Source organism: Nonomuraea composti (assembly GCF_012034275.1).
In the GTDB taxonomy this organism is placed as follows: domain Bacteria; phylum Actinomycetota; class Actinomycetes; order Streptosporangiales; family Streptosporangiaceae; genus Nonomuraea; species Nonomuraea composti.
The window spans coordinates 86,928-102,012 of the sequence record NZ_JAATEP010000026.1 but is presented as its reverse complement, the minus strand read 5'-3'; the positions used below and the strand labels follow the sequence as shown (position 1 = coordinate 102,012).

The 15,085-nt window shown below is 70.1% G+C and carries 13 protein-coding genes and 1 tRNA gene; 4 read left to right on the top strand and 10 right to left on the bottom strand.

Annotated elements, in window-relative coordinates; all coding sequences use genetic code 11:
• Positions 1–48 precede the first annotated feature (48 nt).
• The 6 genes from HCN51_RS32160 to HCN51_RS32135 are packed head-to-tail and all read right to left on the bottom strand — an operon-like array spanning position 49 to position 6,834.
• Complete coding sequence (locus tag HCN51_RS32160) at positions 49–1,434, bottom strand: serine/threonine-protein kinase (protein WP_168014604.1); 1,386 nt, start codon at positions 1,432–1,434, stop codon at positions 49–51.
• 21 nt (positions 1,435–1,455) lie between these two features.
• Entirely contained in the window at positions 1,456–2,919 is a 1,464-nt protein-coding gene (locus HCN51_RS32155) for a peptidoglycan D,D-transpeptidase FtsI family protein (RefSeq protein WP_168014602.1), read from the bottom strand.
• A complete protein-coding gene (locus HCN51_RS32150) occupies positions 2,916–4,304 on the bottom strand; it encodes an FtsW/RodA/SpoVE family cell cycle protein (protein WP_168014600.1) in 1,389 nt (462 codons plus the stop codon). The genes HCN51_RS32155 and HCN51_RS32150 overlap by 4 nt, the downstream gene beginning before the upstream one ends.
• Positions 4,305–5,609 (bottom strand): Stp1/IreP family PP2C-type Ser/Thr phosphatase, encoded by a 1,305-nt coding sequence (locus HCN51_RS32145; RefSeq protein ID WP_168014598.1) that lies wholly within the window; start codon positions 5,607–5,609, stop codon positions 4,305–4,307.
• Complete coding sequence (locus HCN51_RS32140) at positions 5,606–6,076, bottom strand: FHA domain-containing protein FhaB/FipA (RefSeq protein ID WP_080044005.1); 471 nt, start codon at positions 6,074–6,076, stop codon at positions 5,606–5,608. The genes HCN51_RS32145 and HCN51_RS32140 overlap by 4 nt, the downstream gene beginning before the upstream one ends.
• Positions 6,077–6,093: 17 nt before the next feature.
• Positions 6,094–6,834, bottom strand: a complete 741-nt coding sequence (locus tag HCN51_RS32135; protein WP_080044004.1) for an FHA domain-containing protein — start codon at positions 6,832–6,834, stop codon at positions 6,094–6,096.
• Between the two features lie 199 nt (positions 6,835–7,033).
• On the opposite strand from HCN51_RS32135, the gene HCN51_RS32130 reads away from it, so the two are divergent.
• Positions 7,034–7,116, top strand: a tRNA-Leu gene (locus HCN51_RS32130).
• 311 nt (positions 7,117–7,427) lie between these two features.
• Here HCN51_RS32130 and HCN51_RS32125 read toward each other — a convergent pair.
• Together HCN51_RS32125 and HCN51_RS32120 are read right to left on the bottom strand one after the other, a co-directional pair.
• On the bottom strand, positions 7,428–8,432 hold the full coding sequence (locus HCN51_RS32125) for a hemolysin family protein (RefSeq protein ID WP_346433870.1): 1,005 nt from the start codon (positions 8,430–8,432) through the stop codon (positions 7,428–7,430).
• Between the two features lie 2 nt (positions 8,433–8,434).
• On the bottom strand, positions 8,435–9,787 hold the full coding sequence (locus tag HCN51_RS32120) for a CNNM domain-containing protein (protein WP_168014594.1): 1,353 nt from the start codon (positions 9,785–9,787) through the stop codon (positions 8,435–8,437).
• 244 nt (positions 9,788–10,031) lie between these two features.
• Between HCN51_RS32120 and HCN51_RS32115 the strand changes: the two genes are divergently transcribed.
• Entirely contained in the window at positions 10,032–11,321 is a 1,290-nt protein-coding gene (locus HCN51_RS32115; RefSeq protein WP_230465693.1) for an LCP family protein, read from the top strand.
• Positions 11,322–11,353: 32 nt separating this feature from the next.
• Here HCN51_RS32115 and HCN51_RS32110 read toward each other — a convergent pair whose 3' ends face one another.
• Positions 11,354–12,052 carry a GOLPH3/VPS74 family protein gene (locus HCN51_RS32110; protein WP_168014592.1) on the bottom strand — a complete coding sequence of 233 codons (699 nt, stop codon included), beginning with the start codon at positions 12,050–12,052 and terminating at the stop codon, positions 11,354–11,356.
• A gap of 24 nt (positions 12,053–12,076) precedes the next feature.
• Between HCN51_RS32110 and HCN51_RS32105 the strand changes: the two genes are divergently transcribed.
• Both HCN51_RS32105 and HCN51_RS32100 read left to right on the top strand, forming a co-directional pair.
• Complete coding sequence (locus HCN51_RS32105) at positions 12,077–12,682, top strand: TenA family protein (RefSeq protein WP_168014590.1); 606 nt, start codon at positions 12,077–12,079, stop codon at positions 12,680–12,682.
• Positions 12,683–12,727: 45 nt separating this feature from the next.
• Positions 12,728–13,606, top strand: a complete 879-nt coding sequence (locus HCN51_RS32100) for an Fpg/Nei family DNA glycosylase (protein WP_168014588.1) — start codon at positions 12,728–12,730, stop codon at positions 13,604–13,606.
• On the opposite strand, the gene HCN51_RS32095 is transcribed toward HCN51_RS32100, so the two are convergent.
• Positions 13,599–14,993, bottom strand: a complete 1,395-nt coding sequence (locus tag HCN51_RS32095) for an MFS transporter (RefSeq protein ID WP_168014586.1) — start codon at positions 14,991–14,993, stop codon at positions 13,599–13,601. The two genes, HCN51_RS32100 and HCN51_RS32095, sit on opposite strands and share 8 nt — an antisense overlap.
• Positions 14,994–15,085 lie beyond the last annotated feature (92 nt).

The following is a 15,085-nucleotide window of genomic DNA, read 5'->3' as shown; positions in this document are numbered from 1 at the left end:
CGGCCTGCTCGGGGGGCCGCCGGTGTCCATCATCGACCCCATGGCGCATCACGTCTCCTCCTTGGGCGGGTTCGTATCACCCGGGTCCGGCGAGGCGGTGGGTGTCGGCGTTGTCGGTGTAGTGGTGGGCGTTGGGGTCGTCGGGGTGGGTGTAGGGGTCCGGGTGGTGGTGGTTCGGGTTGGTTTCGGCGTCGGCTTCTTGGTGGGAGTAGCCGACTTGCTTACCGTAGCCGACGGTGAGGGTATAGGGTTCGTCGACTTCACCGGAACCGCCGAGGGTCTGCGCGTCCGCGTCTTGGTCTTCGTCGGCCGCACCCGCGCCTGCGTGGGCGTGACCGTGACCGACGGCGTCTGTGACGGCTCGGCCACCTCCGGCGTCGCCCGCGACTGCTCGCGGTCGGCGAACGTCACCGCCGCCAGCCCCACCGCGGCCACGCAGCCCGCGGCGGCCACCAGCGCCAGCGTCCTGGCCCCCTTGCGCCCGCCCGACGGCCGCGCCTGCACGGTGGTGGCCGGGGCGAGGTCGTCGGTCTGCCGCTCGTCCTCGGGCGCCGGCTCCCGGACGCGGAAACCGGCCGGGTCGGTCAGCATGCTGAGCTCGGCGCCCTGCTGGACGCCCTGCTCGGCGCCCGCCAGCGCCTCACGCAGCACGTACGCCCGGTCGGCCGCCTCCAGCGCCGAGGCGGGCCGCCGCTCCGGCTCCTTGGCCAGCAGCGCCATGACCAGCTCACGCACCGGCGCGGGCACGTCCACGCCGAGCGGCGGCGGCTGCTCGTTGAGGTGCTGCAGCGCGATCGCCACCTGGCTGTCGCCCCGGAACGGCGTGCGCCCGGCCAGGCACTCGTAGGCCACCACGCCGAGGGAGTAGAGGTCGGTCGCGGGCGTGAGCGGGAAGCCCTGCGCCTGCTCGGGGCTGACGTACTGGGCCGTGCCCAGCACGGTGCCGGTCTGCGTCACCGGCGCCGCCTCCAGGGCCCGCGCGATGCCGAAGTCGGTGACCTTGATCGTGCCCTCGGGGGTGACGAGCAGGTTGCCCGGCTTGATGTCGCGGTGGATGATGCCCGCCGAGTGGGCCGCGTGCAGCGCCTTGGCCGTCTGGTGCACCACGTCGAGCGCCACCTCCGGCCCGATGGCTCCGTTGCGCGCCAGGATGGCCGACAGCGGCTCGCCGTGCACCAGCTCCATGACGAGGTAGGCCAGGTCGCTCTGCTCGCCGTAGTCGAAGATCTGCGCGATGCCGGGGTCGGCGAGGGCGGCCGTCAGCCGCGCCTCGTTGCGGAACCGTTCGCGGAACGACGGGTCGGCGTAGATGTGGCTGCGCAGGATCTTCACCGCCACTTCGCGCCCGAGCAGTTCGTCACGGGCACGCCACACCTCTCCCATACCGCCTGTGGCGATGCGGGAGACCAGGAGGTAGCGGTTACGGAGCCGCATGACCCAGCAGGTTACCGTCACTCACTTGTTCAGCACCGCCTCCAGCACAGCCTTTGCGATCGGCGCGGCGGTGTGGCCGCCGGTGGCCTCCGCCCCGACGTTGGCTGCTCCGGACTCGACGATGACCGCCAGGGCCACCTTCGGGTTTTCCGCGGGGGCGAAGGAGATGAACCAGGCGTGCGGCGGCGCGCCGCCGGCGGTCTCCGCGGTGCCTGTCTTACCCGCTACTTGGACGCCGGGAACCTGCGCGAGGTTCGCGGTGCCGTTGCTGACGACGCTGACCATCATCTCGCGCAGCTTGCCGGCCGTCTCGGAGCTGACCGCCCCGGTCTTCAGCTCCTCGGGGCTGGCCTCGTCGATCGTGTCGCCCTTGGCGTCGGTGATCTTGTTCACGAGGTACGGCTTCATCACCGTGCCGTCGTTGGCGATGCCCGCCGCGATCATGGCCATCTGCAGCGGCGTCATGCGGTTGTCGCGCTGCCCGATCGAGGCCATGGCCAGCGCGGCCTTGTCGTAGTCGGAGCCGAAGTCGCTCTGTGCGACCTGCATCGGCACCGACACCGGCGTGCCCATGCCGAACTTCTCCGTCTGCTCCTTCATCTTCTCGAAGCCCAGCTCCATGCCCATCGACGCGAAGGGCGTGTTGCAGGACTTCTCCAGCGCGTACACCAGCGTCACCTGGCCGCTGCCGCAGGCCGCGCCGCCGTAGTTGGGCAGGCTGATGTTCGTGTTGGGCAGCGGCAGCCGCTGCGGCGCCTCGACGGTCGTCTGCGGGCCGCGCGAGGAGTCCTCCTCCAGGTACGCCGCCATCGTCACGACCTTGAACGTCGAGCCGGGCGGGTAGGTCTGGTTGAGCGCCCGGTTGAGCAGCGGCTGGCTCTTGTCCTTGTCGAGCTCGTTGTAGCGGGCGAAGACGTCGGTCTTGTTGGTGCCCGACAGCTCGGCCGGGTCGAAGGTGGGCAGCGAGACCATCGCCAGGATCCCGCCCGTCTTGGGGTCGAGCGCGATCACGGCGCCCCGCTTGCCGCTGTTGCGCAGCGCGTCGTAGGCCGCCTTCTGCGCCTTCGGGTTGATCGTCAGGTCGACGTTGGCGCCCTTGGCCGGCTCGCCCGTGAACAGGTCGATGCTGCGGCGCAGCAGCAGGTCCGCGCTGGAGCCGTCGAGCAGGGAGTTCTCGCTGCGCTCGATCGCGCTCTCGCTCTCGGGCGAGAAGTAGCCGGTGACGTGCGCGTACAGCTTGCCGTCGGTGTACTTCCTGACGAACTTGAAGTCGCTGTCCTTCGTCTCGACCGACTGCGCGATCACCTTGCCGCCGGCCGTGATGCGCCCGCGCTCGATCGCGTAGCGGTCGAAGTAGTTGCGGGTGTTGCGCGCGTCGGAACGGAACTCCTCGGCCCGCACGGCCTGGAGGAAGTTCACATTGATCATCAGGAGCGCGAACATGGCCAGACATGCCACGGCCACGCGCTTCAGGGTGCCGTTCATCGCTGGAACACCTGCGTCAGTCCTTCGTTCTGGATCGCTTGAGGCGGGGGGCGTCTCGCGGCATCTGACGTTCGTACCAGCAGCGCGATAAGGATCCAGTTAGCCAGGAGCGCCGAGCCGCCCTGCGACATGAACGGCGTCACGAGGCCGGTCAGCGGGATGAGGTTCGTCACGCCCCCGACGATGATGAAGACCTGCCAGGCCAGGATGAACGACAGGCCGCCCGCCAGGAGCTTGGAGTAGGGGTCGCGGGCCGCCAGCGAGGTGCGCAGGCCGCGCTCGACGATCAGCGCGTAGATCATCAGGATGGCCATGAGCCCGGTCAGGCCGAGCTCCTCGCCGGTGGCGTTGAAGATGAAGTCGGAGTAGGCCAGCGGGATCAGGTCGGGGTGACCCTGCCCCAGGCCGGTGCCCAGGATGCCGCCCGCGCCGAGGCCGAACAGGCCCTGCATGATCTGGTAGCTGCCGCCGTACTGGCGCTCGTAGTACTCGTTGGAGGTCGGGTTGAGCCAGACGTCGAAGCGGTCGCCCACGTGCGAGAAGAGCTGCCCGGCCAGGAACGCGCCGCCGACGAACAGCAGGATGCCGATGAGCACCCACGAGGTGCGCTGCGTGGCGACGTAGAGCATCACCACGAACCCGCCGAACAGCAGCAGCGACGAGCCCAGGTCCTTCTGCAGCACCAGCACGCCGATCGCGACCGCCCACGTGATCAGGACGGGGCCGAGGTCGCGGGCCCGGGGCAGGTCGATGAACAGCAGCCGCCGCCCGGCCAGCGCCAGCACGTCGCGCTTGGCGACCAGGTAGCCGGCGAAGAAGATGACCAGCGCGATCTTGGCGAACTCGGCCGGCTGGATGGTCGCGGAGCCGAACCCGATCCAGATGCGCGCGCCGTTGATCTCCTTGCCCAGCCCGGGCACCAGCGGCGAGACGAGCAGCACCACGCCGACCAGCCCGGCCGTGTACGTCAGCCGCTGCAGCGTGCGGTGGTCACGCAGGACCAGCAGCGTCACGGCGAAGAGCACGACGCCGATGCCGGTCATGATGATCTGGTTGGTGGCCGAAGCGCCGGCCATGCCGACCAGGTCCGACTGCTCCAAGCGGTAGATCATCACCAGGCCGAGCCCGTTGACCAGCGTCACCAGCGGCAGGATCAAGGGGTCGGCCCACGGGGCGAACTTGGCCAGCACCAGGTAGGCGGCCAGCATCAGGCCGCCCAGGCTCAGGCCGTACGTCAGCATGCCCGCGGGGACCTGGCCGTCCATGGCGAGGCCCACGTTGGCGTAGGCGCCCATGACGATCAGCACCGCGAGCGCGAGCATGATCAGCTGCGCCCCGCGCCGCTTGGCCGGCATGGGGACGGGGGAGACGGCGACTTCGCTCATCTACTGCTGTTTCGTCTTGGTGGCGGTCGCGGTCGCGGACGGCGTGGAGGACGCGGTCGGCTCCGCGGAGGTCTCTTCCTTCGTTTCTGGGTCGACGGTCTTCAAGCTGTTGACTTTCGTTATGCCCTCGGCCTCGGTGGTGACGGGGATGCCGCTCTTGATCAGCGCCTGGTCGGCCTCGGACAGCTTGGACAGCTGCTTGCCCGTCTGCTTCGCGACGTGAAAGAGCGGAAACGGCCCCAGCTCCCTCTGGATCCCTTGGAACACGACCACCTCGTCGCCCCTGGCTCCGACGAAGTACTGGTCTTGAGTCCACTGCCAGCCGAAGTAACCGCCGACGCCGACGGCTACGACGCCCACACCGAACACGGTGACCAGCACGGGCCACACCCGGCGACGCCTGCCCGGCCGGCGGGACGCCTGGGGGGCGTCCTGCTCGTCGAACGCGTCATCGGTGAGGACCGGCTGGGGTGCGGTCACCGCGTTGGCTCGCCCCGGCGAGGTGTCCTGGGGACTCCCGTGCAGCCGGGTCATGCCCGCCGCGCCGACCACGGCGGCCTCGGCGGGCACCTGCTGCCCATCGGTGATCTCCAGCACGTCGGCCAGCACGCACGTGATGTTGTCGGGCCCGCCCCCTCGGTTGGCCAGGTCGATGAGCTGGCGGACGACCTCTTCGGGGTCGTCGATGTTGGTGAGCGTGGCGTGCAGCGTCTCGGCGCTCACCACGCCCGACAGGCCGTCGGAACACAGTAGGTAGCGATCGCCCACCTGCGCCTCGCGCAGCGTGAGGTCGGGATCGACCTCGCCGCTGCCGTCGAGCGCGCGCAGCAGGATCGAGCGCTGCGGATGCGTGGCCGCCTCTTCCGGCGTGATGCGCCCGTCGTCGACGAGCTGCTGCACCAGCGTGTGGTCATGCGTGATCTGGTAGAGCTCCCCGCGTCTGAGCAGGTAGGCGCGCGAGTCGCCCACGTGCACCAGTGCGACCTGGGTGCCGTTCCAGAGCATGGCCGTAAGAGTCGTGCCCATGCCTTTGAGGCTGGGATCCCGCCCCACCATTTCGTGCAGCTTGCGGTTGGCGTCGCGTACCGCTGCCTCGATGGCGTTGAGCAGGTCACCCCCCTGTTGGGCCTCTTCCAGAGAGGCCATGGCGGCGATGGCGACTGAGCTCGCCACCTCGCCGTGTGCGTGCCCGCCCATGCCGTCGGCGACGGCGAGCAGGCGGCCGCTAGCGTACGCCGAGTCCTCGTTCCCTTCGCGGAGGAGGCCGACGTCCGAGCGGGCGGCGTAGCGGAGTGCGATGGTCATTTGCGCAATTCAATGACTGTCTTGCCGACGCGGATCGGAACACCGAGCGGCACCGGGGTCGGGCGGGTGACTTTCGAGCGGTCGAGATACGTGCCGTTGGTGGACCCAAGATCTTCCACGATCCATTGACCGTCCTGAGGAAAGAGCCGGGCATGCCGGCTGGAAGCGTAGTCGTCGGTGACTACCAGCGTGGCGTCATTGGCCCGGCCAATGGTGATGGGCGTCTCCGTGAGGTCGATGGTGGTGCCTTGGAGTGGGCCACCGGTGACGATGAGCTGGCGTGGCTCGCCCTTCTTGCTCTTGGGCTTGGCCACGGGTTTGGCGGGTTTCGCGGCCTTACGTGCGCCCGCCGGAGCCGTGCGTGAGCCGAACAAGTCAGTCCGGATCACGCCGACTGCGGCAATGACGAAGAACCACAGCACCGCCAGGAAAGCGAGCCGGATCAGCAGCAGCGTGAGCTCGGACATGGACCGTCTGTCTACCCCTAATCGCGCCGGAACACCAGAGTCGTGCGCCCCAACGTCACTCGCGTGCCGTTCTGGAGCTCGATCCTGCGCACCGGCTGGCCATTGACGAAAGTGCCGTTCGTCGATCCGAGATCCACGAGAACCACGGTCTGGCCCTCGACGCGCAGCTCCGCGTGGTGCCGCGAAACTCCTGGATCGACGAGACGAAGATCGCAGTCGGTGCCCCTGCCGAGCAAGGTCACCGGAGTGGTGAGCTCGTAGGAGCGGTCGCCCTGCGGATCGTCCTGAGTGGAGACGAGCAGCCGGGGCCGCCCGTTGAAGGCGTGAGGCCGCGACGGAGGCAGGTCGCTCGCCGGCTGGCGGATCTCGTCCTGCTCGACCGTCGCGCCGCGGATGACGCCCGACCTGATGCGGAACAAGCCCACAGCCAGGTCACCCGCGGTCTCGAAGCGCACCCGGACCGGTCCCACGAAGGAGTAGCCCTGTTCCTTGGCGTACTCCCTGGCGAGGTTGGCCAGCTCGTGGCTGATGCTGTCGGCGTAGACCTCAAGCCTCTCGCTGTCGGTCGTGGACAGCTCCACCACGAAGTCGTTGGGCACGAGCGTGCGACCTTGCGCGACGATCGCCGCACGCTCATCCATCTCCCGCTGAACCGCGCTGGCGACCTCGACCGGCTGAAGGTCAGATTTGAACGCCCGCGCAAAGGCTCCCTCAACCAAGCCTTCGAGCCTTCGCTCGAAGCGCTGAAGGACTCCCACCGGGTACCTCCCTTCCTCCGTGCATATGATCGCGGCCCCGAGACGCTATCGGCGCCCGGTCTCCGCTCGTTCCACGTCACGGTCTTCCAGGCGCCCGTCGGCTGTCGCGCCCAGCTCCTCCGCTCCCGTGTCTTATGCGATCGTATCCGGGTTCAGTACCAGTGGCTGTTCCGTGCTAATGTTCTTTCCGCACCCACAAGGGCGGGTGGCGGAACGGCAGACGCGCACGGTTCAGGTCCGTGTGTCCGAAAGGACGTGAGGGTTCAAATCCCTCCTCGCCCACTCCGGGTCGCCGATGAAATCGGCAGACCCACACTGACGAAACAAGCCCCGGTTCGCAAGAGCCGGGGCTACTTCTTTGTCGCGACCTTGTCAGGGCGGCTGTGCTCCGCATGGAGACCGTAGATGCCCTCACTTGCAGATCACTTTCGGATGACTTGAGTGATTTAGCTCACATTGTTCGACGGTGCGGCCACCGAGGCCCGGACACCGGCCGACCGCATGTGCGTCCCAGTGTAAACGGAACGCAGTCGTTCGCCTACCGTGCGTCAATATCGTGGTGGGCGGGGGTACGCCCCCGCCCACCGCTCGTCCTACGCCGCCCGGGTGTCCAGCAGCTCGCCCACCAGGTCGGTGAGGCTCACCATGCCGATGACCTCCTCCGCCGCGTTCGTCACCAGCGCCAGGTGGGACCTGGCCTCCTGGAGCGCCGTGACGGCCTCGGGCACCTGCGTGGTGCACGGGAGCCTCGGCAGCGGCCTGGTCAGGTCGGCGGCCTTGCTGTCCGGCTTCAGCAGGGCCTCCCTGACGTGCAGGGCGCCCTCCACGCCGTGCGGGCCCTCCACCAGGAGCCGCAGGTGGGCGCTGCCCGCCGCGGTCTTCCTGATCTCCGCGGCCGTCGCCGTCGCCCTGACCTTCACGACCCGGTCGAGGGGCACCATGAGGCGCTCGATGCCCTCGTCGTCGAGCCGCAGGGCCCGGGTCAGCAGGTCGTGCTCCTCCCGGTCCAGCAGGCCCATCCGGCCCGACTCGCCGACCAGCATGGCGAGCTGGCGCGGCGTCCTCGTCGTGGCCAGCTCGTCGCGCGCCTGCACGCCGAAGAGGTGCAGGATCAGGTTCGTCAGCGCGTTCAGCGCCGACAGCAGCGGGCGCATGACCGTGGTGAACGCCCTGAACGGGAACGTCAGCACGAGCGCCGCCCGCTCGGGGTGCGTCAGCGCCCACGACTTCGGCGCCATCTCGCCGATCACCATGTGCAGGAACGTCACCAGGGCCAGCGCGATCACCAGCGCGATCGGCAGCCGCATGGCCTCCGGCACGCCGATCGCGGCGAAGACCGGCTCCAGGTAGTGCTCCAGCGCCGGCTCCGTCACCTGGCCGAGGCCCAGCGTGCACAGCGTGATGCCGAGCTGGGCGCCGGCCAGCATCAGCGAGAGCTGCCTGCTGCCGCCCGCCGCCGACCTGGCCGCGACCCTGACGAGCCGGTTGCCGCCCGCCGCCATCTCCTCCAGGCGGTGCCGCCGCGAGGAGACGAAGGCGAACTCCGCCGCCACGAAGAGCGCGTTGAAGGCCAGCAGCGCGAGGCTTAGAATGATCATGGTCATCGGGACGTCGCCTCCGCGTGCCGCAGCGGCGTCAGACGCACCCATTCGGGCACCCGCCGGTTGAGCGAGATCACCGTCAGCTCCGCCTGGTGCTCCTCCACGTCCTCCGCGAAGGGATCGGTGTGGGCGTCCTCGATCGGTACGGTCACCGTGTCGCCGGGATTGGGCATCCGGCCCAGCCGGGCCAGCACCAGACCGGCGAGGGTGTCGTAATCGTCGCTCTCCGGCAACGACACCCCCGTGGCCCGCTCGACCTCGTCGAGCCGCAGGCTGCCCGGCACCTCCCAGATGCCGCCCGGGTGCTCGACGGCGCCCACCGGCTCGGGGTCGTTCTCGTCCACCAGCTCGCCGACCAGCTCCTCGGCCAGGTCCTCGATCGTGATGACGCCCGCCAGGCCGCCGTACTCGTCGATGACGCAGACGATGTCGTCCTTGGCCGCCCTCATCCGGTCGAGCACCGCCGGCAGCGGCACCGAGTCGGGCACCAGCAGGGCCGGCCGGGTGATCGCCGCGACGCTGCCCTCCTCAAGGCCGGAGGCGAGCAGCTCGCGGACGCCCGTGACGCCCACCACGTCGCCGTCCTCGCCCACCACGGGGTAGCGGGAGTGCCCGCAGTCGCGCATGACCGCGAGGAGGTCGCCGATCGGCTGCGTGGCACGCAGGACCACCACCCGGGGGCGGGGCACCATGATCTCCTCCGCCGTGCGGTCACCGAACTCCAGTGCCCGCTCCAGGAGGTCGGAGAGCCGGGCGGGCAGCTCGCCCGCCTGGGTCGACTCCGCGATGATGCGGGAGAGCTCCTCGGGGGTCGCGCCGTGTTCCACCTCCTCCACGGGCTCGATGCCGACGCGCCTGAGCAGCCCTGTGGCGGCGTTGTCGAACAGCTTGACCACCGGGCCCACGACCGCCAGATAGACCAGCGTCGAGCCGGCCAGCGCCTTGGCCACCTGCTCGGGCCTGGCGATGCCGAGGTTCTTGGGGGCCAGCTCGCCGAAGACCATCTGCACCACGGTCGCCACGAAGACGCCGATCGCCACGGAGAAACCCGTGATCATCGCTTCGGACAGGCCCGCGCCGGCCAGCCACGGCCGCACGATCACGGCGATCGCCGGCTCGGCCAGGAAGCCGACCAGCAGCGCCGTCACCGTGATGCCGAGCTGTGCGCCGGAGAGCATGAAGGACAGGCGGGAAGTGACTTGGAGCGCCTTGTCGGCGGAGGTGTCGCCGGCGGCGGCCTGCTCACGCAGCGCGGCCCGGTCGGCGGCGACGAAGGCGAACTCCTGGGCGACGAAATAGCCGGTCGCCGCGGTGAGAAGCAAGAGGGCCAGCAGCCCGAGATAGGCGCTCACCGCAGTGAGCCCTCAGAGGAACCCGTGCCCGAGCACGGGCGAAGACTCCACGGGTCCGGATCGGACACGATCATCCCTTCGGTAGAGGTCGTCCATAACCGTAACGACGCAGGTGGCATCTATGTTTCCGCAGTGACTCTGAGCTAGTTCTGAGTACTTTTCCGTGGGAAAACCTTGGCGGAACGTCTTCACTGCTGGGGGGTTGGACGTAGCGTCTATGACAAAGCGAAGGGAAGAAGGCGAAGTGACCGAGGACGACCGTACCCGGGCCATGCGCTCACCAGGCGACGGCCGCCCGCTGCCCCCACGGCCCAGTGACGGCCTGCGCTCGGGGGGCGCGCCCGCTCACCGGCTCCCTTCGGGAGGGCCGGGAGCGCCCACGCACCAGCTTCCCACCGCCGCCCAGGCTCCCGAGTCGCCGCGGGCCGACGAGCCGCCCCGGGCGAGCTCACGGGTCTACGGCCGCGAACGCTCCGGCAAGAGCCCGGTCAGGCCGTTCCGGTCGCGCGGTGACGAGCCGCCCGGCGGGTCCGGAGGCCAGGAAGGGCGCGGAGGCGGTCTCAAGGGGCCGCGCAGGAGGATCTCCTGGAAGGCGATCGTCGCCGTCGTCGCCGGGCTCCTGGTCGTGTTACTGGTCGCGGCCATCGCCCTGTTCTTCGTGATCGACTCGCGGCTGGCGGGCATCGACGGCGTGCTCGACGACTACCAGGGCCGCCCGGCCGACACCCCCGGCACCAACTGGCTGCTCGTCGGCTCCGACAGCCGCAAGGGCCTGACCGCCGCCCAGCGCAAGAAGCTGGCCACCGGGCGGGCCGCGGGGCAGCGTACGGACTCGATGATGCTGCTGCACATCCCCGACGGCAGCGACAAGCCCACGCTGGTCAGCCTGCCGCGCGACTCCGCGGTCACGATCCCCGGCAAGGGGCGCAACAAGCTCAACGCCGCCTACGCCATCGGCGGCCCCAAGCTGCTCGTCCAGACCGTCGAGACGGTCACCGGCGTGCACATCGACCACTACATGGAGATCGGCTTCGCCGGGTTCGTCGGCATCGTCGACGCCATCGGCGGCGTCGAGATCAACGTACGGGCGGCCGTCGACGACCCCAAGGCGGGGCTCAAGCTCAAGAAGGGCGTCCAGGTGCTCAACGGTTCCCAGGCGCTCGGCTACGTCCGCACCCGCAAGGGCGGCGCGCTGCCCGACTTCGAGCGGACCAAGCGGCAGCGGCAGTTCCTCGGCGCGGTCGTGAAGAAGGCCGCCAGCCCCGGGGTGCTGCTCAACCCGTTCACCTCGGTCCCGCTGGCGTTCAGCGCCACCGACGCGGTCGAGGTCGACTCCGGCACGGGCGCGTTCAACCTGCTCTCGCTGGGGCTGGCCATGGGCGACAGCCCCGTGACGACGGTGGTGCCGTTCGGCGGCACCGAGATCGCGGGCGGCGGGTCGGCGGTCAAGTGGGACCGGACGAAGGCGCTGGCGCTGTTCGACGCGCTGAAGGCGGACAAGCCGGTGCCGAAGGAGATCCTCGACGCGGGCTGACGTCCATAGGGTTGGCCGCTTGGTCGAGAGGGTCAGTCGCCTCCGCCGTCGCCGCCCCCGTCTCCGCCGTCCCCGCCGCCGCCACCGCTTCCCGAGGAGGTGGAGGTGCCGGTGAGCAGGACGGCGGACTCGATGGCGGCGATGGTCTGCGCCACCGCGTCGGCCGCCCACGCGCCCTTGGCGATCTCCTTGACGCGCCTCCTGCTCGCGCCGCCGAACGCCGTGCGGCTCAGCCCGGCCGCGCGCGTGATCGCGATCAGGGCAGCCGTACGCTCGTCCGGCCGGGCGCCCGCCAGGACGGCGGAGACGCGCTCCCTGACGTCCGCCTCCACCCCGGGGTGCGCCTCCGGCCAGCGGGTGACCGGGAAGAGGCCCAGCACCCTGCCGCGCCGCTCGCTCAGGACGCCCGCCGCGGCCAGCCGGGACAGCAGGCGGTCGCGCAGCTTGTGCGACTGGAGCTTGCGCACCCACCAGACGGGGCTGCGGCCGGCGCTCTTGGCGGCGATGAGCGCCAGGGCGGCGTCGAGCTCCGGGTCGCCGAGCGGGGCCGGGTCGGTGACCGCCAGCCTCTTGCGCACCCGGCCCGCCAGCTCGATCCGCCCGCGCACGGCCAGCTCGGCCAGGACCGCTCCGGCGATCGCCGGGTCGAGCCGCGTGACGCTGATGAGCGGCTTGCCCTTGTCGTCGCTGTAGGCGAGCAGGAGGAGCTCTTCGGCGATCGTCACCGTCATGCCGTGAACACTAATCTCCCAGCCATGAGCATTTCGGCGAGATTGCACGCGATCGGGCACCCGCTGCTCCAGGCGCAGCTCGGCCACGCCACGGTGCGGGGCATCGGGCGCGGGGACCTGCCGGAGGCGGTGTTCCGGTCGTGGCTGGAGCAGGACTACCTGTTCCTGCTGGACTACGTGCGCGTCTTCGCCCGGCTGGCCTGGCAGGCGCCCGACGGGCATCTGGGCGACCTGGTGGACCTGGCGCACACGACCTTTCACGACGAGCTGAGCCTGCACCGGTCGATGTCGGCGGAGTTCGGGGCCGACCTGGAGGGGGCGGTGAAGGGGCCGGCGTGCGCGGCGTACACGGCGTTCCTGCTGGAGTCGGCGGCCTCGTACGCGGAGGGGCTGGCGGCGCTGTACCCGTGCATGTGGGGATATTCCAACCTCGGGCGGATCCTGGCGGAGAACCCGCCGAAGGAGCCGCGCTATCGGGCGTGGGTGGACACGTACGCGGATCCGGGGTTCGCGGCGCTGACCGCGCGGATCGGGCAGATGATCGACGAGGCGGGGCCCGATCCTGACCGGGCGGAGGAGCTGTTCACCGAGGGGATGATGCACGAGCTGGCGTTCTGGGACGTACCCTGAGCCCGGCGAACGTGGACACCGGGGAGTGGCACGTACCCTGGTGGCATGCCCGAACTTCCCGAAGTGGAGTCGCTCACCCACTTCCTGCGCGAGCGGGCGGTGGGCCGCACGATCCTGGGGGTCGACGTGGTCGCCATCCAGGCGCTCAAGACGTTCGACCCGCCGGTCACCGCGCTCGGCGGGCTGACCGTCACGGGCGTGGCCAGGCACGGCAAGTTCCTCGACCTCGACTGCGACGGCCTGCACCTGGTGATCCACCTGGCCCGCGCCGGGTGGCTGCGCTGGCGTGACGACCTGTCCGGCGCCAAGCCGGTGCGTCCGGGCAAGGGGCCGCTGGCGGTGCGCGTGCGGCTGGCGCCCGATGACGAGGGGCCGGCGCCGGGGTTCGAGCTGACGGAGGCGGGGACGCAGAAGCGCCTCGCCGTCTATGTCACGAAAAATCCGGACGAAGTGCCGGGCATTGCCGCGCTCGGCCCCGACCCGCTCGCCGAGGGCTTCACGGTCGACGCGCTCAAGCGGATCATCGGCGGCAACCGCACCCAGATCAAGGGGCTGCTGCGCGACCAGAAGGTGATCGCGGGCATCGGCAACGCCTACTCCGACGAGGTGCTGCACGCCGCGAAGATGTCCCCGTTCAAGATCGCCGCCACGCTGACCGACGCGCAGATCGCCGACCTGCACGAGGCCATCGTCACCACGCTGCGCGACGCCGTCGAGCGGGCGCACGGGCTGGCGGCCAAAGACCTCAAGGCGGAGAAGAAGTCGGGCCTGCGCGTGCACAACCGCGCGGGGCAGCCCTGCGACGTGTGCGGCGACACGATCAGGGAGGTCTCGTTCGCCGACTCCTCGCTGCAGTACTGCCCCACCTGCCAGACAGGCGGCAAGCCGCTGGCCGACCGCCGCCTGTCCAAGCTGCTCAAATAGTGCTGAGAGCCCTTTCCCGTACGCGCGTGCGCAGGCCCGCGACCGCGATGACGGCGGCCAGCAGCGTGGCCGTGACGGGCACCACCAGGGCCGTGCGCATCGCCTCCAGCCCGGCGCCGGCGTCCGTGGCGCCGCCGAGGGCGGCCACGTTCACGGCGGTCACCATCGACAGGCCCAGGGCCGCCCCGAACTGGAACGAGGAGTTGATCAGGCCGCCCGCCAGGCCCTGCTCGTGCTCGGCGATGCCGTCCGTGGCCACGATCGTCAGCGGGCCGTAGACGAAGGCGAACATCAGGCCGATCAGCAGCATCGACGGCAGCATGGCCGCGTACGTCCAGTCCAGGCCCACGCCGAGGAACAACGCGTAGGCCAGCAGGCCCGACAGCAGGCCGCCGAGCACGACCTTGGCGTTGCCGTACCGGTTGACCAGCCAGGGTGTGAGCGTGGGGGCCAGCACCACGTCCGCGGCGGCGGCCAGCAGGGCCAGGCCCGTCTGGACGGTGGACCAGCCGCGCAGCTCCTGGAGGTAGAGCGTGACCAGGAACTGGAAGCCGAAGAAGGAGGCCGTGAGCAGCGCGGCCATGACGTTCGCGCGGACCAGCGGGCCCGAGCGCAGGATCCCGAGGCGGACGAGCGGGCTGGCGGAGCGGCGCTCGACGGCGACGAAGAGCGCGAGCAGGGCCAGGCCGGCGGCGAAGGCCCCCACGGTCAGGAGCGGGCCGTCGGAGGGGTGCTCCAGGCGTACGACGCCGTAGACGAGCAGGATCATCGCCCCCGTGATGGTGATCGCGCCCGCCACGTCGAAGCTCCCCTCCGCGCGGTCGCCCCGGTCCTTGATCAGGGGGACGGCGGCGACCAGGATGGCCAGCGCCAGCAGGACGGGCGCGAAGAACACCCAGCGCCAGCCCATCGCGGCCAGCAGCCCGCCGATCACGAGACCGAGCGCGAAGCCGCCGGCGGCGGTGCCCGCGTAGATCAGCAGGGCCCGGTTGCGCTGCGGGCCCTCCGGAAAGTTCGTGGTGATGAGGGACAGGCCGGCGGGCGTCATGAACGCGGCGGCCACCCCCGTGACGAACCTGGCCACCAGCAGCACCCACCCCTCCTCAGCGAAGCCGCCCAGCCCTGAGAAGAGCAGGAACACCACCAGCCAGAGCAGGAACATCCGCCGCCGCCCCAGCAGGTCGGCCGCCCGCCCGCCGAGCAACATGAAACCGCCGTAACCCAGCACGTACGCGCTCACGACCCCGCTCAGCATGCCGGTGGACAACCCCAGGTCGGCCCGGATGGACGGGAGCGCGACGTTCAGCATGGCGACGTCGATGCCCTCAAGGAAGATGGCACCGCACAACACGATCAGGACACCCCAGGATCGGGTGGGCACAGGCATGACAAAGACCCCCGGTTACGAATAGGCATTCGGTTCTCTCTTGTAACCGCCCCACATCATGCGCCAGCATGATTTGTCGTGGAAGAAGGCAC

What these genes read in the sequence shown, in the direction of transcription:
- HCN51_RS32160 (WP_168014604.1), bottom strand. Translation starts at nt 1,434, where the DNA reads ATGCGGCTCCGTAACCGCTACCTCCTGGTCTCCCGCATCGCCACAGGC.
- HCN51_RS32155 (WP_168014602.1), bottom strand. Translation starts at nt 2,919, where the DNA reads ATGAACGGCACCCTGAAGCGCGTGGCCGTGGCATGTCTGGCCATGTTC.
- HCN51_RS32150 (WP_168014600.1), bottom strand. Translation starts at nt 4,304, where the DNA reads ATGAGCGAAGTCGCCGTCTCCCCCGTCCCCATGCCGGCCAAGCGGCGC.
- HCN51_RS32145 (WP_168014598.1), bottom strand. Translation starts at nt 5,609, where the DNA reads ATGACCATCGCACTCCGCTACGCCGCCCGCTCGGACGTCGGCCTCCTC.
- HCN51_RS32140 (WP_080044005.1), bottom strand. Translation starts at nt 6,076, where the DNA reads ATGTCCGAGCTCACGCTGCTGCTGATCCGGCTCGCTTTCCTGGCGGTG.
- HCN51_RS32125 (WP_346433870.1), bottom strand. Translation starts at nt 8,432, where the DNA reads ATGATCATTCTAAGCCTCGCGCTGCTGGCCTTCAACGCGCTCTTCGTG.
- HCN51_RS32110 (WP_168014592.1), bottom strand. Translation starts at nt 12,052, where the DNA reads ATGACGGTGACGATCGCCGAAGAGCTCCTCCTGCTCGCCTACAGCGAC.
- HCN51_RS32105 (WP_168014590.1), top strand. Translation starts at nt 12,077, where the DNA reads ATGAGCATTTCGGCGAGATTGCACGCGATCGGGCACCCGCTGCTCCAG.
- HCN51_RS32100 (WP_168014588.1), top strand. Translation starts at nt 12,728, where the DNA reads ATGCCCGAACTTCCCGAAGTGGAGTCGCTCACCCACTTCCTGCGCGAG.
- HCN51_RS32095 (WP_168014586.1), bottom strand. Translation starts at nt 14,993, where the DNA reads ATGCCTGTGCCCACCCGATCCTGGGGTGTCCTGATCGTGTTGTGCGGT.